This is a genomic window from Ruegeria sp. YKSF57 (assembly GCF_059612585.1).
Genome location: NZ_JBXWQW010000002.1, coordinates 24,780 through 40,340 on the forward strand (window position 1 = coordinate 24,780; position 15,561 = coordinate 40,340).

Below are 15,561 nucleotides of genomic sequence, written 5' to 3' on the forward strand. Positions count from 1 at the left end.
ACTAGAGAATATGCTATTCGGTCTTGATGGCGTCGAAATCGGCCTCATAATCGTGTTTCTTTGCCTTTTCGGAGGCATCCTGAGCGGCTTCCCGGTGGCTTTTGCCATCGGTGGCGCCGGTATCATCTCGTTCGGTATCATCGCCGCGCTCGACAGTGCCGGTATGCTGGTGCATCAGGCGATCGACACGGGCTCGCAAATGTATGCCGACCTGATCGCGTCAGGGGTACGACCCGATTCGATCTCGGTCTTCCGATACCCGGATTTGCCACGCGTTGCCGAGCACGTCTTTGTCGGCGGTTGGGAAACTGCGCTGGATCGCAATGTTTCCTTCATCGTCAACCGCATGAACGAGCGCGTGCTGGCGGGGCAATCCATTGAAACGCTTCTGGCGGTGCTGATGTTCGTCCTGATGGGCATTACCCTGGAACGCTCCAAGATCGCCAACGATCTGCTGACCACCATGGCGCGTGTCTTTGGCCCGCTCCCCGGCGGCCTCGCGGTGTCCATCGTGGTGGTGGGCGCGTTTCTGGCCGCCTCCACGGGTATCGTCGGCGCCACCGTGGTGACCATGGGCCTGTTGGCCTTGCCCACCATGTTGCGCAACAACTATTCTCCGGAACTTGCGACCGGCGTTATCGCCGCGTCGGGCACGTTGGGACAGATTATCCCGCCTTCTATCGTGATCGTTCTGCTGGGCACCCTCGCGGGTGATCTCTACTCCACCGCGCAGGAAACCCGGGCTGCGGCCGCAGGTTGCTCCGATGCACTGACCTATCTGGGTGAGCCCGCCGTGGTTTCGGTCGGCACTCTGTTCCAGGCCGCCCTGCTGCCAGGGATCATGCTGGCAATCCTCTACGCGCTCTATGCATTCGGCTATGCCCTGCTGAACCCCGAACACGCGCCAGCCGTCGCGATGTCGGGCGGCACCGGTGAGCCGATCACGCGCGCCGAAGGGCTGACATGGCTGCTGGCCGCTCCGCTCGGGCTGATCGTGGGTGCGGTCCTGATGGGAAGCGTTGGGCTGATCGGAACTCAGGATGTCTCGGTCTCCGGCTTCTCGGATATCTCCGAGGGCGCTTCGCTGCGCACCAATGTGTCTGCCGAATGCAAGGCCTCGATGATCGAGTTGCACGGACAGTCGGCCTGGGATCAGGCCGTCACGGAACAGGCGCAGATCGATGCCGCCGGGGGCGTTGAGGCCTCGCACAAGCTGAGTGACGAGGAACTGGCCGAGGCCCGTGCCGCCAAGATCGCGGCCGCCGCTCCAATCGGAACGGGTGTTGCCGTGATTGTTGTCCTGCTTGGACTGACGCTGATCCTGGGTCGGGGAATTGCACCGTCGCGGCCCACGGCGCCGTTGATACTCGGGGCTCTGGGCTTGTTGGGCATGGTGCTTGTCGACATCCTTGCCGTTGCTCCGACAACCTCGTCCGGTGTGACATTCGTCCTGCTGGCGCTGCCGTTCTTGCTGGCGCTCTATGGCTGCAAAGAAGCAGCCGCACGCTGTGCAAGCAATGAACTGATCCGGGTGGTTTTCCCACCGCTGGTTCTGATCATCGCGGTTCTTGGCTCGATCCTGGGCGGTATTACCAACCCGACACCCGCAGCCGCGCTTGGGGCGGGCGGGGCCATCATGCTGGCGGCCTATCGCAAGCTTCAGGATCAGGGTCGGTCCGGCCGGGTCATCATCTGGTCGACCTTCGCGATCATCATCTGCTTGTTGATCGGCGTGAACTTTGACCTGCGCATCAACCAGGGTGATGTCAGCGTCGAATCGTGGATCGCCTTCTTTGCGGCTTATGCGACCTACATCTACGCTCTGTTCGGGCTGCTGTTCGGCTGTTGGGTTCTGTTCACAAGCGGCGTTTTGACACCTGTTGTGCGTGAGACCGCAAAAGTGACCTCGATGGTTTTCACCATCCTGATCGGGTCGCAACTGCTGAACCTGGTGGTGATCTCGTTCGGGGGCGAGCACTATATCCAGCAGTTCCTGAAGAGCTTCGACAACGAGTTTACGGTCTTCCTGATCGTGATGCTGGTGCTGTTCATCCTGGGCTTCGTCCTGGACTTCCTCGAGATCATCTACATCGTGATCCCGATCGTGGGGCCGGTGATTTATGGCGGGTCGTTCGATCCGAAATGGGTCACGATCATGGTGGCAGTAAACCTGCAAACCTCGTTCCTGACCCCACCATTCGGCTTTGCGCTGTTCTACTTGCGAGGGGTGGCACCCAAAGAGGTCACAACCGGTCACATCTACCGGGGGATCGTGCCATTCGTCATCATTCAGGTGGTGGGGATCGGTATCCTGTGGTTCTTCCCGGCCATCGTGACAATCGTACCGGCACTGATCCCGAACTGATTGCGGGAGTGAATGCTGAAACGAAATGGGAGCCTTCGGGCTCCCGTTTTTTGTCGGTATATAAGGTGTTGCGCTTTCATGCCTCGCAGCTTTGCCAGGCAGTGTTTCTGGTTTGTGTCAGGTGAACTGCAACAAATCCCAGCGGTTGCCGAACGGGTCACGCCAGACGGCGACCTTGCCATAGGGTTCCCGGCGGGGTGCTTCTTCAAAATCCACGCCTTTTTCCAACATCGCCGCGTGATCGCGTTCGAAATTGTCGGTGGTCAGGAAAAAACCGACCCTGCCGCCGGTTTGGTTGCCAATGGCCGCGCGCTGTCTGTCTCCATCAGCCTTGGCGAGTATCAGCGATCCGTCAGAGGCGCCCGGAGGCGCGATCCGAACCCAGCGTTTGCCGCCGCCCAGATCCTCGTCCTGCGTCAAAGTGAAACCCAGCGCTCCGACATAAAACGCGATGGCCGTATCATAATCGGGCACGACAAGCGTGACCGCGAACAGGGATTGCTGCATCCCGCCTCAACCCTTGGTCGGATGCCGGTCGGGCAGCTGGATATTCGCGACCTGTTCGGCAATCGGGTCGGTGGCCAGCGGGTGATGGGCAATATCCTCGTAGTGCCGGGGGTTCGTCACCTTTTCCCAACGCCCCCCAAGATAGATCTCAAGGCCAGAGAACTTGGCCTTGTATCCCATCTTTGAACTTCCCGGCACCCAATAACCCAGATAGACATAGGGCAACCCGGCCTCGCGGGCGATGTCGATATGATCGAGGATCATGTAGGTGCCCAGCGAGTTTTGAGGCTGGTGCGGGTCATAGAAAGAATAGACCATGCTCAGTCCGTCTTCGAGGACATCAGTCAGGCTGACGGCAGTCAGGTCGCCGGTACGACGGTCGGAATATTCGACGACACGGCTGCGGATCGGGGTTTCCTCGATCATCGCGGCAAACTCGAACACGTCCATATCGGCCATCCCGCCATCAGCATGCCGTGTGTCCAGATATCTTCGGAACAGTTCGTACTGATCGTCCGTTGCCCAGGGCGACATGGCGCGCCGTTCCAGATGCTCGTTGCGTTTGGCGGTCCGCTTCTGGCTTTTGCCGGGGCTGAAGACGGAAACGTCGATCCGGGCAGACAGGCAGGCGGAACATTCGGTGCACGAGGGCCGGTACAACACGTTCTGCGAGCGGCGAAAGCCTTGCTGCGACAGGGAATCGTTCAATCTGTTTGCGCCTTCGCCCTGTAAGGCGGTGAACAATTTCCGCTCCATCCGGTCCTCAAGATAAGGACACGGCTGGGGGGCCGTCACATAGAATTGTGGCGCTATCGGCAGCGTATGGCGCATGCAGGTTCCGTGTTTGCTTGGGGGATGATACCAATCGTTTCGAAACCCGCCAAGGATTCAATGCACTGTTTTCAGGCGATTGCCCGCCGGTTCAATGCCACCGTTCCCAGAAACGCATCGGACAGGCCCTGACAGCGAGCGCTGGTCAGCATCATGATCACCGACACGACCTGGATAACCGGGAAGGCCATGCTGACGAAATAGCCAGCGGTATGCGCGATTGCCTTTCCTGCATCCATCCGCGCCCCAAACGCATCGCGCAGTTCGATCCCGACGAACCGCATCCCCCATGTGGCCGACCCGTTGGCGATGGTGGCGACACGATAGACAAAGCTGACCAGCATAAAGATCAAGGCAACAAAGAACAGGCCAAGGCCCACGGTCAGCAATACGGCGAACATGGTGAAGGTCGATATGACGACGACGTCGATCAACCACGCAACAAAGCGTTTGATCACCACGCTCTGATAGAATTGGGGCTGGCGGTCAGGGTCGGGCAAATGGTTCATTTTGATCGTCCTAAGAAACTGGGGCGACGAACCCCGCCCGGCGAAGCCGGACAGGGCGGTTTTTTGGTCAGACGTCGTCTTTCGGTGCATCCGTATCGTCGCGAGATGCACGGTCATCGCGAGCTGCACGCACTCGTTCGTCCATGAACTGGTCGAATTCGGCCTTGTCTTTGGCCTCACGCAAACGTCTGAGGAACTCTTCAAAATCCTGCTGTTCGCGTTCCAGCCGCGCCAGGGTGTCGGCCTTGTAGGCATCGAACGCGCTGTTGCCCGAAGGTTTCATGGCGCTCATGTGACTGTGCCAGTTTTTGCGGCGGCTGCAGGATTTGCTGAACATGCGTTTGCTCCAGATCATATAGGCGAGAAGGGCCAGGCCGATGGGCCAGAAGAAGACAAAGCCAAGGACCATCGCGGCGATCCAGGCGCCTTTGCCTTTGCTGTCAAGCCAGGCTTCGCTACGATAAAGCCATCCCGGATGAGCGGGAGGGACGGGGTCGGACAATGTGGACATCTGGGCTCTCCTGATTGATGTAAACACCTTTCACATTGATCAAGATGGGGAAGGGAAAGGGGAATGCAAGAGGTAATGTGAAAAAGATTTACATTTATGTCACCCACCGATTGAACATTCGCCACCGACATTGGCAAAAAGGGAAAGATCGGGCTGCTGCACAGGTCGGTTGGATGTGTCAGATGCTGTGCGCTCGAATCAGAAACCTCCGAAAACCCACGAAGACTGCTCGATTGCGCTGGGTTCCAACATAACGTGGCCGTGATGACGCTTGAGGCAGTAGGACAGAAAACCGACCCGCAATAAGCGTCCAGGCTCTCCGTCGCCCCTATGGTGGGGTGGGGGTATAGGTGTTTAATTTCAGTTAGTTAAGTGGCATCTTGTGCAGTGTGTGTGCAACATGAAATCGCCTTCTGGCGCGCTCCGTAAGGCGTTTGGCGGCTGTGCGGATTTAGTCAAATAAAAGAGCGTAAGAACCAAAACAACTTGGGGGCCTTGTGAACCCTGCAACGGGACACAGCCAGCTGTCCCCAGCCGAGCAGATTTGTTATGAGTGATTTGACGATGGGATTAGGGCAGGGGCGACATCAGCCTTTGCTCGTCGCCCTTTGATCAGTTCTTGACACGCGACTAATCGAGCAATGAGTGAAAGCGGACCTTTTCCACACTCGAGGCGAATGTTTCAGATGCGGGACAATCCTGCCGTTAGCACATCCTCCGTTGTAGAGTCGACCAGGCCGTACCGGTCACCCTAGCCGGTGTGCTTTCTCCCGCCCTGTACGCCTTCCGAATAGAACCAATCGTCGGGATAGGGATACCACCAGTCTGCTTCCTTCGCCTTCGGGTCGATCACGACCATCTTGGATCGCCTGAAGGCTTCGAGTCCCTGAAGGCCTAGCATGCGCCCAAGCCCAGAATTCTTGACGCCGCCAAAAGGCAAGGCATCGTTGTCCACCAGCGGGTTGTTGACCCAGACCATCCCCACCTGTAGTTCATTCACCCCCTGAAATGCCTCGTTCAAGTCGCTGGTAAACAGGCATCCGCCGAGACCGAACTGTGACGCGTTTGCCAGTTCAAGCGCTTGGTCAAAGTCGCTCACCCGAATGACCGAGGCGACTGGCCCAAAGACCTCTTCCCGAGTTAGCGCCATTTCTGTCGTCACGCCGGTCAGAATCGTTGGCTCGAAAAACCAACCCGGTCCGGCGTCATCCGGGATACCGCCTCCTACCTCAACCACCGCGCCTTTCTCTGTTGCATCGCGCACCAGCCGCTCGACCTTGTCGCGCGCCTCCTTGGAGGCCAACGGTCCGATTTCCGCCACCCCCATACCGTCGCCGATGCGCAGTTTCCGGGTTCGGGCCACGAACTCATCGACAAAATCGTCGTATACGTCATCCACCACAAAAATCCGTTCAGACGATGTGCAAACCTGACCCGATTGCAAAAAGGCGGCGGTAACCGCCCCGGCAGCAGCGACCGCGATGTCCGCGTGTTTACTGACGATCAGCGGGTCGCTTCCTCCAGCCTCGATCACTGCGGGTTTCAGGTTTTCCGCTGCGGCCATTGCCACCGCACGACCTGTCGGCACGGACCCGGTAAAGGCGACCACGTGGGTTTTGGGGCTAGCAATGAGTTGCTTGCCCACGTCTGCCCCACCTGGCAGGCAGGCAATCAGGTCTTCGGGAAGAGCTCGGAAAAACTCCATGAAGGCCATCGTGCACAATGTTCCTGCGGGCGAGGCCTTCAACACAACGCCGTTGCCTGCTGCAAGCGATGCCGCCATCGACCAGCACCCAAGAATGAGAGGAAAATTGTACGGAACCACGTGCACCGACACACCGTAGGGTTCGTATGTCTGATACTGGAAAGATCCGGTCTGCATCGTGCCGGCTATCTTGCCTGCGTCATTGCGAGCCATCTCGGCGTAGTACCGGAACACCGGCGGGATGTTCGCGATTTCACCGATGGATTCCGGATACGGCTTCCCCGTTTCCAACGTCATCAGACGGGCGACCTCATGCATGTCGCCGCTTTCGATGTCGTTGGCAATGTGGTGCAATACCCGCGCGCGAGACTTGCAGTCCATTGCAGACCACTTCCTTTGCGCCGCATTGACCCGATCCAGAACCTGGTCCACGATCTGCGGCGACGGTTCACCAAAAATCCCGACGGGCTGCAAAGTTGACGGATTGACCAGCGTGGTCCCACCATCCTGCAACGGAACATGCCTGGGGTTGAGGTAGTAGCTGGATTGGAACGGGTCACGCATTGGGCAGTCCCCTTGTTTGACAGGCATTGCGCCGTTAGCGGATCATGTACACTTTCTTGACCGTCTCGTGGACGGTGCAGACGCCTTTCCAGTCCTGCGGAAAAAAAGCCACCGTATCGGGCGTGATCTCAATTACCTCGCCGCTTTCATGGACATATGTACAACGGCCTTCCAGAAAGTGGCAGAACTCGTCCTTGGTGACGTGACATTCCCACTTACCGGGAGTGCAGACCCAAAGGCCGCATTCGGACTGGCCGTCAGGCCCCTTGTGGATCAGCTTTCCTGACGTGCAGGATTGCCCTTCGATCATTGTCGGGATTACCCCCCAATCGACAAGGTCAGTCTGCTGGAGCGGGTTTTGCATACGTGGCGTGGTCATGATTCAGGTTCGCGATCCGTTAGGTAGTAGGTGTTGCGCAATGTTTCCTCGACCGTGCATTCCCCTATCCAACCGGCGGGGAATAGTACGGCCGTTCCGGGCGTGATTTCGATGCTTTCGCCTGCATCCGACCGATAGACCGCGCGGCCCTGCACAAAATAGCAGAACTCGTCACGCGGTATCGTTAGGCGCCAGCGGCCTGGAGTGCAGACCCATGCGCCGATCTCCGGCCGGTTGTCCGGGCCCTTGTAAACCAGCAAGCCCGATGAATGCGACTGGCCTTCAATCATGTCCGGCTGTAGCCCCCAGTCCGTGAGGTCAGCGCGGGTCGAGATTTCGGAAAGATGCGGGGCGCTGCTCATTCCGCGGCTTTCAGGATGTCGTCAAGAATGCCAGCTGCCTTGGTCGGGCCATGCCGTGACTGCATGTGCGCAGAGGTTGCCGCCATCTTCGCCTGTATGGCTGGATCGTTGATGCATTTGTCGAGGGCAATAGCCAATTCATCATCGGTCCAGTCGTATCGGTGAAACCCGAACCCGTGGCCGGTTTCCTGAACACGAGTGGCGTTATCGTGGCCGTCCCAGACATAGGGCATAATGATTGCTGCTTTGCCGAAATACAGGCACTCGGTGAACGAGTTGTTACCGCCATGATGTATCACCGCGTCAACCTGCGGAATTACCGAAGGCTGGGGATACCAGCTCTGTATGTGCACGTTGTCGGGAATGTCTGTGTATTCGTCCATGTAATCCCCGACATTTACGAGCGCCCGGTAGGGCAACCTCGAAATGGTCGAAATGATCCTCTTTAGCAGGTCGGTGTCGCCTGCGCCAAGCGACCCGAAAGATACATAGAGAAGTGGTTTGTCATTGTTGGACTTAAACGTTGGCACCTCAAAGGGTTCTTCTTCGCGTACGCAACCTTCAAGATACTGGAAGCGGTTTGGGTCCAGTGGGTTCTGCCGTTCATACTTTGCCGGCTCGGGATAAAGCAGAAGGTTCATTGTGGGCGACGCTTCGAAAAACTCTCCAATCGGATAGGCGCCTTCGTTGCATCTGGCCAGGAACGCATTGTAGTCGTCGTGGATCGGCTTGATCACCTCGTGGAACTTTGCCTCATAGGCCTCCATGCCCTCGCGGTCATCCACCCGGCAGCCCGATAAGTGTGGCGGCACAATCGGGTCAGGGATTTCATTTTCGGAACATGAGATGATCCGTACCCACGGCACGCCGAACTGCTTGATGGCTGGGAACATAATGACATTATCCACGCAGATCATATCTGGTTTGATTTTTGCCAGTACCCCCGGCAGATCTTTTTGCGCCCATTTTGCGCTGTCGACGATCGCCTCCCAGCAATCCTTGACGTAGTTATCGATTTGGTCAATCGGGCTTTTGCGAAAATTCGGGATGTGGCCGTTGATGAAATCCTCCCAGAACTTTGCCATCGCTTCGGGTTCCATCGGCTCTGAAAGGGCAACGGGATGCGCCTCAAACCCATAACCTTCATATACCTCAACAAAGCCGGGATCGCTCAGAAATACTGCCTTGTGGCCCAGTTTCTCGCAGGCCTGCGCGATGCCAACCGAATTCAGCGCAGGGCCAAAGGCAGCTTCGGGGAAGAAGGCGATGGTTTTCTGTGACATTGTAGGTCTCCGGTTAGATTTGGCTTAGCAGTTGGGCAGGATGCGGGAATGTTTCGCATCCCATACGCAGTGGACATCCTGACCCGGCTGGATACTTTCACGGTCGGCTTGGCTGGCGGGAACGCGGGCGGACAGGGTGCTCCTCCCGCCGCGAACGCGCACATGCACACCCAGGTCTGACCCGTGATAGGCGACTTCCTCGACAGTGCCGGGAATGCAGTTGCGTCCATCTTGAGGGGCGGTCTGCATCAGGCTGACCCGTTCCGGGCGCACAGCAATCGTGGCAGCACCGCGCAGCTCGGAAACGCCCCTCAGCATTCCCGCCCCGTGGACATCGACACCGCCGTCGACGGCGTTGCCATCCAGAAAGTTCATCACGCCGATAAAATCTGCAACAAAGCGCGATCCGGGGTGTTCGTAGAGCTCGTGAGGAGTACCGACCTGCGCCAGCTTGCCATCATGCAAGACCGCGATCCGGTCGGCCATGACGAGAGCCTCTTCCTGATCATGGGTAACAATCAGAAATGTAATCCCCACCTCGTGCTGCAACCGTTTGAGCTCCAGCTGCATCTCTTCTCGTAGTTTCTTGTCCAGAGCTGAAAGGGGCTCATCCAGCAACAGGACCTTTGGCCTTTTGACCAGCGCGCGCGCCAAAGCAACCCGCTGTCGCTGCCCACCAGAAAGCTGATCCGGCTTGCGCCCGGCAAATCCCGAAAGTTTCGCACTTTCCAGAACCTCGGCCACTCGCGTGGCAATTTCGTCCTTGGGTAATTTCTCCATCTCTAACCCATAGGCGACGTTTTTTTCGACGCTCATGTGCGGAAACAAGGCATAGGACTGGAACATCAGGTTCAAGGGCCGCCTGCTGGGGCGTATGTTTGTCACGTCCTGCCCGGCAACGATTACCTGTCCTTCCTGTGGTGTTTCGAACCCCGCCAGCGTCCGCAACAGTGTGGTCTTGCCGCAGCCCGATGGGCCCAGAAGTGCAAAGAACTCGTTGTCGCGAATATCCAGTGAAACGTTGTCGATCGCAGTAACCAAACCGTATCGCTTGGTTATATTCCTGAGTTGAACCCCTTGGCTCATCGGCTGAAAACCTCTTTGTCGGCACGCTGCGCGAAGAAGACCAGCGTGAACGAAACGAACATGACGATGGTAGCCATCGCATTGATTTCCGGCGTGACGCCAAATCGGATCATTGCGTAAATCTGCATCGGCAACGTGGTCGAGGATTGCCCGGCACCGGCGGTGAAAAAGGCAATAATGAATTCGTCCACTGACAGGGTGAAAGACAACAGCGCCCCGGCGATAACCCCCGGCGCGATGGCGGGCAGCAGGATGCGGCGAAAGGTAGTGAATTCGCTGGCCCCAAGGTCGGCACTGGCCTCAAGTATCGAATGGTCGAAATTGCGCATCCGCGTACGCACCACGGCGACAACAAAGGCTATGTTAAATACGACATGGCTGAGGATGATCGAATGAAGCCCGAGCGTCATGTTGAGCAGTGTGAAAAAGGACAAGAGCGCGATGGCTAGAACTATGTCGGGGATGATCATCGGCGCGAACAGAACCGCGTCTAGAACTGAAGAATTGCGCCGTGTCTCGACGCCGACCGCTAAAAGCGTGCCGATTATTGTCGCCAGAACGGTCGAGATCAAGGCCACGATGAGCGTGTTGCGCGCCGCCGACAGTATTGGATCCGCGGTAAACAACTTGCCGTACCATTCCAACGAAAATCCGGTCCACACAGTTGGAAGTCCGGCCCGGTTAAAGCTTAGTGCCATGAGCACAAGGATTGGCACATAGAGAAACGTGTAAAACAAAACCAGGTGCAGCTTCAGGCCCATGTTGGCTCGGTTCCGCATCAGTCCTGCCCTCTCTGTCCTGCTGCGCGATTGGCCAATACCGCCTGAGCGAACAAAAGCCCCATCATGATCGCAATCAGGAGCATCGACAGGGTTGCTCCGAACGGCCAGTCGCGGGCGCTCAGGAACTGGTCATAGATCAGGTTTCCAACCATCTGAAGTCGCCCGCCACCAAGCAAATCGGGCGTTATGAAATTGCCGATCGACAGCACAAATACAAAAACACCACCTGCCGCGACGCCCGAAATGGTCTGTGGCAGTATCACCCGGTAGAAAGTGGTCCAAGCGGGCGCTCCAAGATCTTCCGAGGCTTCTATGGTTTCGACGTTTATTCGGTTCAGCGATGAATAGATCGCAAGAACCACAAAGGGGGTGTAGTTGTAGACAAGCCCAACGATCACAGCGAAATTATTATAAAGCAGAGACAACGGCTCATCGATCAAGCCGGCCCCCTGCAGGGTATTGTTGATCAACCCCTCGCGGTTCAGCATCACGATCCAAGCGTAAGTGCGGATTAGGTAGTTGGACCAGAACGGCAGGATCACCAAGATCAGCAAACCGGTCTGCCAACGGCGCGGCGCCAGCGTGATAGCATAGGCCGCCGGATAGGCGATCAGGATGGCGATCATGGTGGCCAGAAATGCAATCTTGGCTGAGCGCAGGAAGATCCCAAGGTAAAGAGGGTCGGCGGCCCGCACAAAATTTTCAAACGTAAAGGCGTAGTCGATGCCGCCATAGACGCCGCGTTCAAAGAACGCATAGGTGAAAATGAGGCCGCACGGCACCACCATCAGAAGTGCAAGCCAACCCAGGCCCGGCCCCAGCAAGATCACCGATTTCAGTCGATTGGTCATATACTTGGCAATCTGTGGAGTAGTGTCGTATAGGCCCGACCCTTTGTTCGGGTCGGGCTTTGCTCAGGGTTCGATCACTTACTGTGCGGCCATGATTTCGGTCACTGTCCGAGCAAAGGGTTTCTGGCCATTGCCGAGATCGCGCAACTGCTCGTACTTGGTAAGATCTGCAGGCGACATTCCCATATTCGGGAAAGTTTCGATCAAGGACGGGTCCAGTGCCTCCATCGCAGCCTTGTTCGGCGTTTTGTACAGGATATTGCTGGCAACCCAGACACCGACATCCGCGCCTAAGACATAGTTCACAAAAGCATGCGCCGCGTCTTTGTTTTCAGATGCATCTGTGATGACTAGCGCATCTACCCACAGATCCGATCCTTCTGATGGAATCGTGTACTTGATGTCTGCGTTCTCACCGATGCCGTAGTTACACCAGCCATCCCAGGCGTGAACCATCGTTGCCTCGCCCGATACCAACTTCAGATAAAAAGTTGCATCGTCGTAGGCCAGCAGATCCTGCTTCGCCGCAACCAGCAGGTCCTTTGCAGCCGCCAACGTCTCGTCCGACGTATCATTCAGAGACTTTCCGAGGGCTAGCGCGGCAGCCCCCATCAGCCAACGATCCGTAGAGAGCATTGTCACTTTGCCTTTGAGGTCGTCAGAGGGTTTGAGCAGATCGTTCCACGAAGTCGGTTCTGCCATCAGGTCTGACCGGTAGCATAAGCCCGTCGTGCCCCAGGCGTATGGCATTGAATAGTCGTTGCCCGGATCATGAGCCAATTCTTTAGCTTCGTCATACAGGTTGGACGCATTTGGAACCTTATCGTGGTCGATAGCAGCCACCAGCCCCAAGTTGTTTAATGCTTCGGCAAAAGGCGACGAGACGAAAAGAACGTCGTAGCCCTTACCGCCACCAGCTACGACCTTGCCCATGATTTCTTCGTTGGTGCCATGAACCGAGAGCTCGGCCTCTATACCAGTTTCCTTCGTGAAATTCTCGAGCAGGTCCGGCGGCATGTAGCCGTCCCAGTTCGAGATGACGATTTTCTCTGCTTGGGCCGCTCCGGCGAATACACTGAGTGCGCAGACCGCCCCGGCGGTGAGCCAAGCAAATGGCAAACGGAACGAATTGGTGAACTTGTTGGTCATGTCTTCCTCCCTTGACATTCGCGCTCGCTTCTGGGGCGAGATATATGATGCAATCACGGTATTTTTTGATGAATTAAAACTCAACAATTTTTTGAATCATTTTTGTGTGGCTCGGTGAGGTCATTTAAGATACGGTTTTTATTGTATATTAGTTGGGTATGACGAAAGCGTCCTTCTTATGCCGCCAAGCAAACACTTGAAACTTGCCCAAAAAATACTGGATGTCGCGATGGATCTCGATTTGCATCAGGGTGACAGGCTGGTGGAAAAAACCCTTGCTGATTCGTGCAGCGTCTCTCGCACTCCGGTCAGATCCGCATTGAGGCTGCTGGAGCAGGAGGGGATGGCACGCAAAGCGGCAGAAGGCGGGTTTGTTCTGGAATGTGAACCCGAGAAGGGGCATTCGGTACTCAACCAGCATGCGGTCGGAGCTGGTGCCGATCTCGCCAGTGCCATCCTACGCGATCGCGGCGCCCGACGCCTGGGCGGCTCCATCAATGTCACGGACCTGATCCGGAGATATTCGGTTTCCCGCAGCGCTGCACAGCGTGCGCTCGAAGCTCTCCTGGCCCAAGGCGTGATTCAGAAAGCCGAAGGTCAATCCTGGGTGTTCACGCGCATGCCCGGAGACCGTTCTGGACGAATTGAGAGCTACGAATTTCGTCTGATACTGGAACCGCAGGCCATTCTGTCCGACGGTTTCAAGTTGGACACCAAGCGCGCCGATCTGGTCCGCAGCCAGACCGAAGCGCTTCTGGCGCAGTCGGAAAACTCTTTCAATAGCCAGGATTTCCAAGACGCGGATCTTGCCTTTCACAAGCTCATCGCTCGATCGTCCGGAAACCAGTATCTAGCTTCTGCTCTCATGGCCCATCATGGGTTGCGCCACCTGCCAGGCGGATCATTCGGTATGATCGACTTTCGGATGAGGCAGGCGCTCGATGAACATCTGCGTATACTTGATTTCATAGCGCAGGGTCATTTCGACCTTGCTGCGGATCTGATGAGGGTGCATTTGCGGCTTTCAATGAACCAAAGACCCAGCGTCGCCAATCGTGGTGCTCCGGCGCTAGTCCAAGCGACTCGCGGGTCAATCCGATGAGTGAATGATGAACCGCGAGGAAGCACCCGTAATCGCCTTTTTCCCCGAAGCTAGTTTTGGGGCTGCACTGAATTGTGTGGGGATCGCTCAGGAACTTCGCGCAATGGGCGCACTCCCCGTTTTCCTGACCCACGGTGGCTTTGGTGGCGTATTCGCAGATTACGGTTTTGACGAGTTCGCCGTCCCAGTTCAATCAAAGTTGACAGAAGAGGAAACCCAGACTTATTGGCAGGAATTCCTGAGTCATCACCTACCGCATTTTAGCATGCTCCCAACTGACCAACTGGCCACCTATGTTGAGCCCGTTTGGAGCGCAATCGTCGAGACCGCGGAATCGGTTGAGCAGGGGTTGGAAACGGCGCTAGAGCGGATCAACCCGGATGTCGTCGTCCTCGACAACGTCATCATGTTCCCGGCCATCGTACGATCCGAGCGCCCATGGGTCAGGGTCATTTCTTGCGCGGAAACCGAGTTGCCAGACAACTGCCTACCGCCGTACCTGTCCGGCTTGCCGGCATCTGACGCTGCCGGGTGCGCGGCATTCCGGAACCAGTACCTGGAGACCCTTGGCCCAATTCATGCTCGCTACAACAAATTTCGCATGGATCGGGGACTTGAGGTATTGCCTAAAGGTGAGTTCCTAGAAACATCACCGCATCAAAACCTTCTTTTGGCGCCATCTATAATTCGCCATGATCGTGATCAGGCGCTGAGTCCTGGACAATTCACCTTTCTCGAAGGCTGCGTACGCCAGGAAGGTCCCTACCGTGTACCTCAGATGCCCCGTAACGACGGGCCTCTGGTGTATGTGAGTTTTGGTAGCCTGGGTGCTATGGATGTCACATTTTTTGAAAGCCTGTTCGACGTATTCAAGAAAATGGACATGAGGTTTCTGGTCAATGTCGGGGCCCAGATCGATGCCTATTCCAGAGTACCAGACAATGTTCATCTGCAGGAATGGTTCCCGCAGCCGTCCGTGGTTGAACAATGCGATCTGTTTATTCACCACGGCGGCAACAACAGCTTTTGCGAAGCGCTGTATTTCGGGGTCCCGTCGCTGATCCTTCCCTATTGCTGGGACGGACACGATAACGCCCAGCGGGCAGTTGAAACCAGTGTCGGACTCAGGGTAAATCGATGGGATTGGACACCGGAGCAGTTGGAGAATACGATTAACCAACTACTTGGGGACGCGGAGATGAAGATCCGGCTGGCTGCGAACTCAGAGATCATGCAGTTGAAAAAGTCGGTTCCGTTAGCTGCTCAAAAAATTCTGGATTGTGTAAAACCTAACCGAATCTAGTTTATTCCCGTCGGTCATCCGTTTTGTCATGAAGGATGGAAGGGTACATCGCAACGAACTCTAAATCACTGAACCTAAAGCGCTCTGATGATGTGACCGCCCCCCGACGGCATCATTGTGCCAAGGTGGGTCTGCAACGATCCACAAAGGAGAGCGGTCATGTCAGAGATTATCACGGTCGGGCTCGATCTGGCGAAGAATGTGTTTCAGGCCCACGGGGCAGATGCAGCGGGGCAGCCTATTCTGCGCAGGAAACTGCGTAGAGTTCAGGT

15 protein-coding genes and 1 pseudogene are annotated in these 15,561 nt (G+C 56.5%); 4 read left to right on the plus strand and 12 right to left on the minus strand.

Features of this window, described 5'->3' with window-relative positions; genetic code table 11:
• The first annotated feature begins 10 nt into the window (after positions 1-10).
• Positions 11-2,365 carry a TRAP transporter large permease gene (locus AC2FLX_RS01210; protein ID WP_480749709.1) on the plus strand — a complete coding sequence of 785 codons (2,355 nt, stop codon included), beginning with the start codon at positions 11-13 and terminating at the stop codon, positions 2,363-2,365.
• Positions 2,366-2,482: 117 nt separating this feature from the next.
• Here the strand turns inward: AC2FLX_RS01210 and AC2FLX_RS01215 are convergent, their stop codons facing one another.
• From AC2FLX_RS01215 to AC2FLX_RS01270, 12 genes are all read right to left on the minus strand, one after another.
• The gene (locus AC2FLX_RS01215; RefSeq protein WP_496809516.1) at positions 2,483-2,872 is read right to left on the minus strand and encodes a VOC family protein; all 390 of its coding nucleotides are present in this window, start codon (positions 2,870-2,872) and stop codon (positions 2,483-2,485) included.
• A gap of 6 nt (positions 2,873-2,878) precedes the next feature.
• A complete protein-coding gene (locus AC2FLX_RS01220; RefSeq protein WP_480749711.1) occupies positions 2,879-3,703 on the minus strand; it encodes an arginyltransferase in 825 nt (274 codons plus the stop codon).
• Positions 3,704-3,774: 71 nt separating this feature from the next.
• Positions 3,775-4,212, minus strand: a complete 438-nt coding sequence (locus AC2FLX_RS01225) for an RDD family protein (RefSeq protein ID WP_496809515.1) — start codon at positions 4,210-4,212, stop codon at positions 3,775-3,777.
• A gap of 67 nt (positions 4,213-4,279) precedes the next feature.
• Positions 4,280-4,723 carry a DUF2852 domain-containing protein gene (locus AC2FLX_RS01230; RefSeq protein ID WP_496745584.1) on the minus strand — a complete coding sequence of 148 codons (444 nt, stop codon included), beginning with the start codon at positions 4,721-4,723 and terminating at the stop codon, positions 4,280-4,282.
• Between the two features lie 751 nt (positions 4,724-5,474).
• Positions 5,475-6,992, minus strand: a complete 1,518-nt coding sequence (locus AC2FLX_RS01235) for an aldehyde dehydrogenase family protein (protein WP_496809514.1) — start codon at positions 6,990-6,992, stop codon at positions 5,475-5,477.
• Positions 6,993-7,026: 34 nt separating this feature from the next.
• Positions 7,027-7,371, minus strand: a complete 345-nt coding sequence (locus AC2FLX_RS01240; protein ID WP_496745587.1) for a cupin domain-containing protein — start codon at positions 7,369-7,371, stop codon at positions 7,027-7,029.
• Positions 7,368-7,733: a cupin domain-containing protein gene (locus tag AC2FLX_RS01245; RefSeq protein ID WP_496745589.1), complete on the minus strand. Its 366-nt coding sequence runs from the start codon at positions 7,731-7,733 to the stop codon at positions 7,368-7,370. Before AC2FLX_RS01245 ends, AC2FLX_RS01240 begins: the two co-directional genes overlap by 4 nt.
• Entirely contained in the window at positions 7,730-9,016 is a 1,287-nt protein-coding gene (locus AC2FLX_RS01250; protein ID WP_496809513.1) for a nucleotide disphospho-sugar-binding domain-containing protein, read from the minus strand. Before AC2FLX_RS01250 ends, AC2FLX_RS01245 begins: the two co-directional genes overlap by 4 nt.
• Positions 9,017-9,040: 24 nt before the next feature.
• Positions 9,041-10,102 (minus strand): ABC transporter ATP-binding protein, encoded by a 1,062-nt coding sequence (locus AC2FLX_RS01255; protein WP_480749718.1) that lies wholly within the window; start codon positions 10,100-10,102, stop codon positions 9,041-9,043.
• Complete coding sequence (locus AC2FLX_RS01260; RefSeq protein ID WP_480749719.1) at positions 10,099-10,881, minus strand: ABC transporter permease; 783 nt, start codon at positions 10,879-10,881, stop codon at positions 10,099-10,101. Before AC2FLX_RS01260 ends, AC2FLX_RS01255 begins: the two co-directional genes overlap by 4 nt.
• Positions 10,881-11,735, minus strand: a complete 855-nt coding sequence (locus AC2FLX_RS01265; protein ID WP_496809512.1) for an ABC transporter permease — start codon at positions 11,733-11,735, stop codon at positions 10,881-10,883. Before AC2FLX_RS01265 ends, AC2FLX_RS01260 begins: the two co-directional genes overlap by 1 nt.
• A gap of 78 nt (positions 11,736-11,813) precedes the next feature.
• Positions 11,814-12,884, minus strand: a complete 1,071-nt coding sequence (locus AC2FLX_RS01270) for a polyamine ABC transporter substrate-binding protein (RefSeq protein WP_496747579.1) — start codon at positions 12,882-12,884, stop codon at positions 11,814-11,816.
• 178 nt (positions 12,885-13,062) lie between these two features.
• On the opposite strand from AC2FLX_RS01270, the gene AC2FLX_RS01275 reads away from it, so the two are divergent.
• The 3 genes and pseudogenes from AC2FLX_RS01275 to AC2FLX_RS01285 form a co-directional block, all read left to right on the plus strand.
• Entirely contained in the window at positions 13,063-13,986 is a 924-nt protein-coding gene (locus tag AC2FLX_RS01275) for a GntR family transcriptional regulator (protein ID WP_480749722.1), read from the plus strand.
• A 4-nt stretch (positions 13,987-13,990) separates the two neighbouring features.
• A complete protein-coding gene (locus AC2FLX_RS01280) occupies positions 13,991-15,289 on the plus strand; it encodes a nucleotide disphospho-sugar-binding domain-containing protein (protein WP_496875366.1) in 1,299 nt (432 codons plus the stop codon).
• 159 nt (positions 15,290-15,448) lie between these two features.
• Positions 15,449-15,561: pseudogene (locus AC2FLX_RS01285) on the plus strand (IS110 family transposase); the annotation flags it as partial.

Coding starts and splice junctions, on each gene's coding strand:
- AC2FLX_RS01270 (WP_496747579.1), bottom strand. CDS start 12,884: ATGACCAACAAGTTCACCAATTCGTTCCGTTTGCCATTTGCTTGGCTC.
- AC2FLX_RS01265 (WP_496809512.1), bottom strand. CDS start 11,735: ATGACCAATCGACTGAAATCGGTGATCTTGCTGGGGCCGGGCCTGGGT.
- AC2FLX_RS01225 (WP_496809515.1), bottom strand. CDS start 4,212: ATGAACCATTTGCCCGACCCTGACCGCCAGCCCCAATTCTATCAGAGC.
- AC2FLX_RS01280 (WP_496875366.1), top strand. CDS start 13,991: ATGATGAACCGCGAGGAAGCACCCGTAATCGCCTTTTTCCCCGAAGCT.
- AC2FLX_RS01240 (WP_496745587.1), bottom strand. CDS start 7,371: ATGACCACGCCACGTATGCAAAACCCGCTCCAGCAGACTGACCTTGTC.
- AC2FLX_RS01215 (WP_496809516.1), bottom strand. CDS start 2,872: ATGCAGCAATCCCTGTTCGCGGTCACGCTTGTCGTGCCCGATTATGAT.
- AC2FLX_RS01235 (WP_496809514.1), bottom strand. CDS start 6,992: ATGCGTGACCCGTTCCAATCCAGCTACTACCTCAACCCCAGGCATGTT.
- AC2FLX_RS01275 (WP_480749722.1), top strand. CDS start 13,063: ATGCCGCCAAGCAAACACTTGAAACTTGCCCAAAAAATACTGGATGTC.
- AC2FLX_RS01230 (WP_496745584.1), bottom strand. CDS start 4,723: ATGTCCACATTGTCCGACCCCGTCCCTCCCGCTCATCCGGGATGGCTT.
- AC2FLX_RS01250 (WP_496809513.1), bottom strand. CDS start 9,016: ATGTCACAGAAAACCATCGCCTTCTTCCCCGAAGCTGCCTTTGGCCCT.
- AC2FLX_RS01255 (WP_480749718.1), bottom strand. CDS start 10,102: ATGAGCCAAGGGGTTCAACTCAGGAATATAACCAAGCGATACGGTTTG.
- AC2FLX_RS01220 (WP_480749711.1), bottom strand. CDS start 3,703: ATGCGCCATACGCTGCCGATAGCGCCACAATTCTATGTGACGGCCCCC.
- AC2FLX_RS01260 (WP_480749719.1), bottom strand. CDS start 10,881: ATGCGGAACCGAGCCAACATGGGCCTGAAGCTGCACCTGGTTTTGTTT.
- AC2FLX_RS01210 (WP_480749709.1), top strand. CDS start 11: ATGCTATTCGGTCTTGATGGCGTCGAAATCGGCCTCATAATCGTGTTT.
- AC2FLX_RS01245 (WP_496745589.1), bottom strand. CDS start 7,733: ATGAGCAGCGCCCCGCATCTTTCCGAAATCTCGACCCGCGCTGACCTC.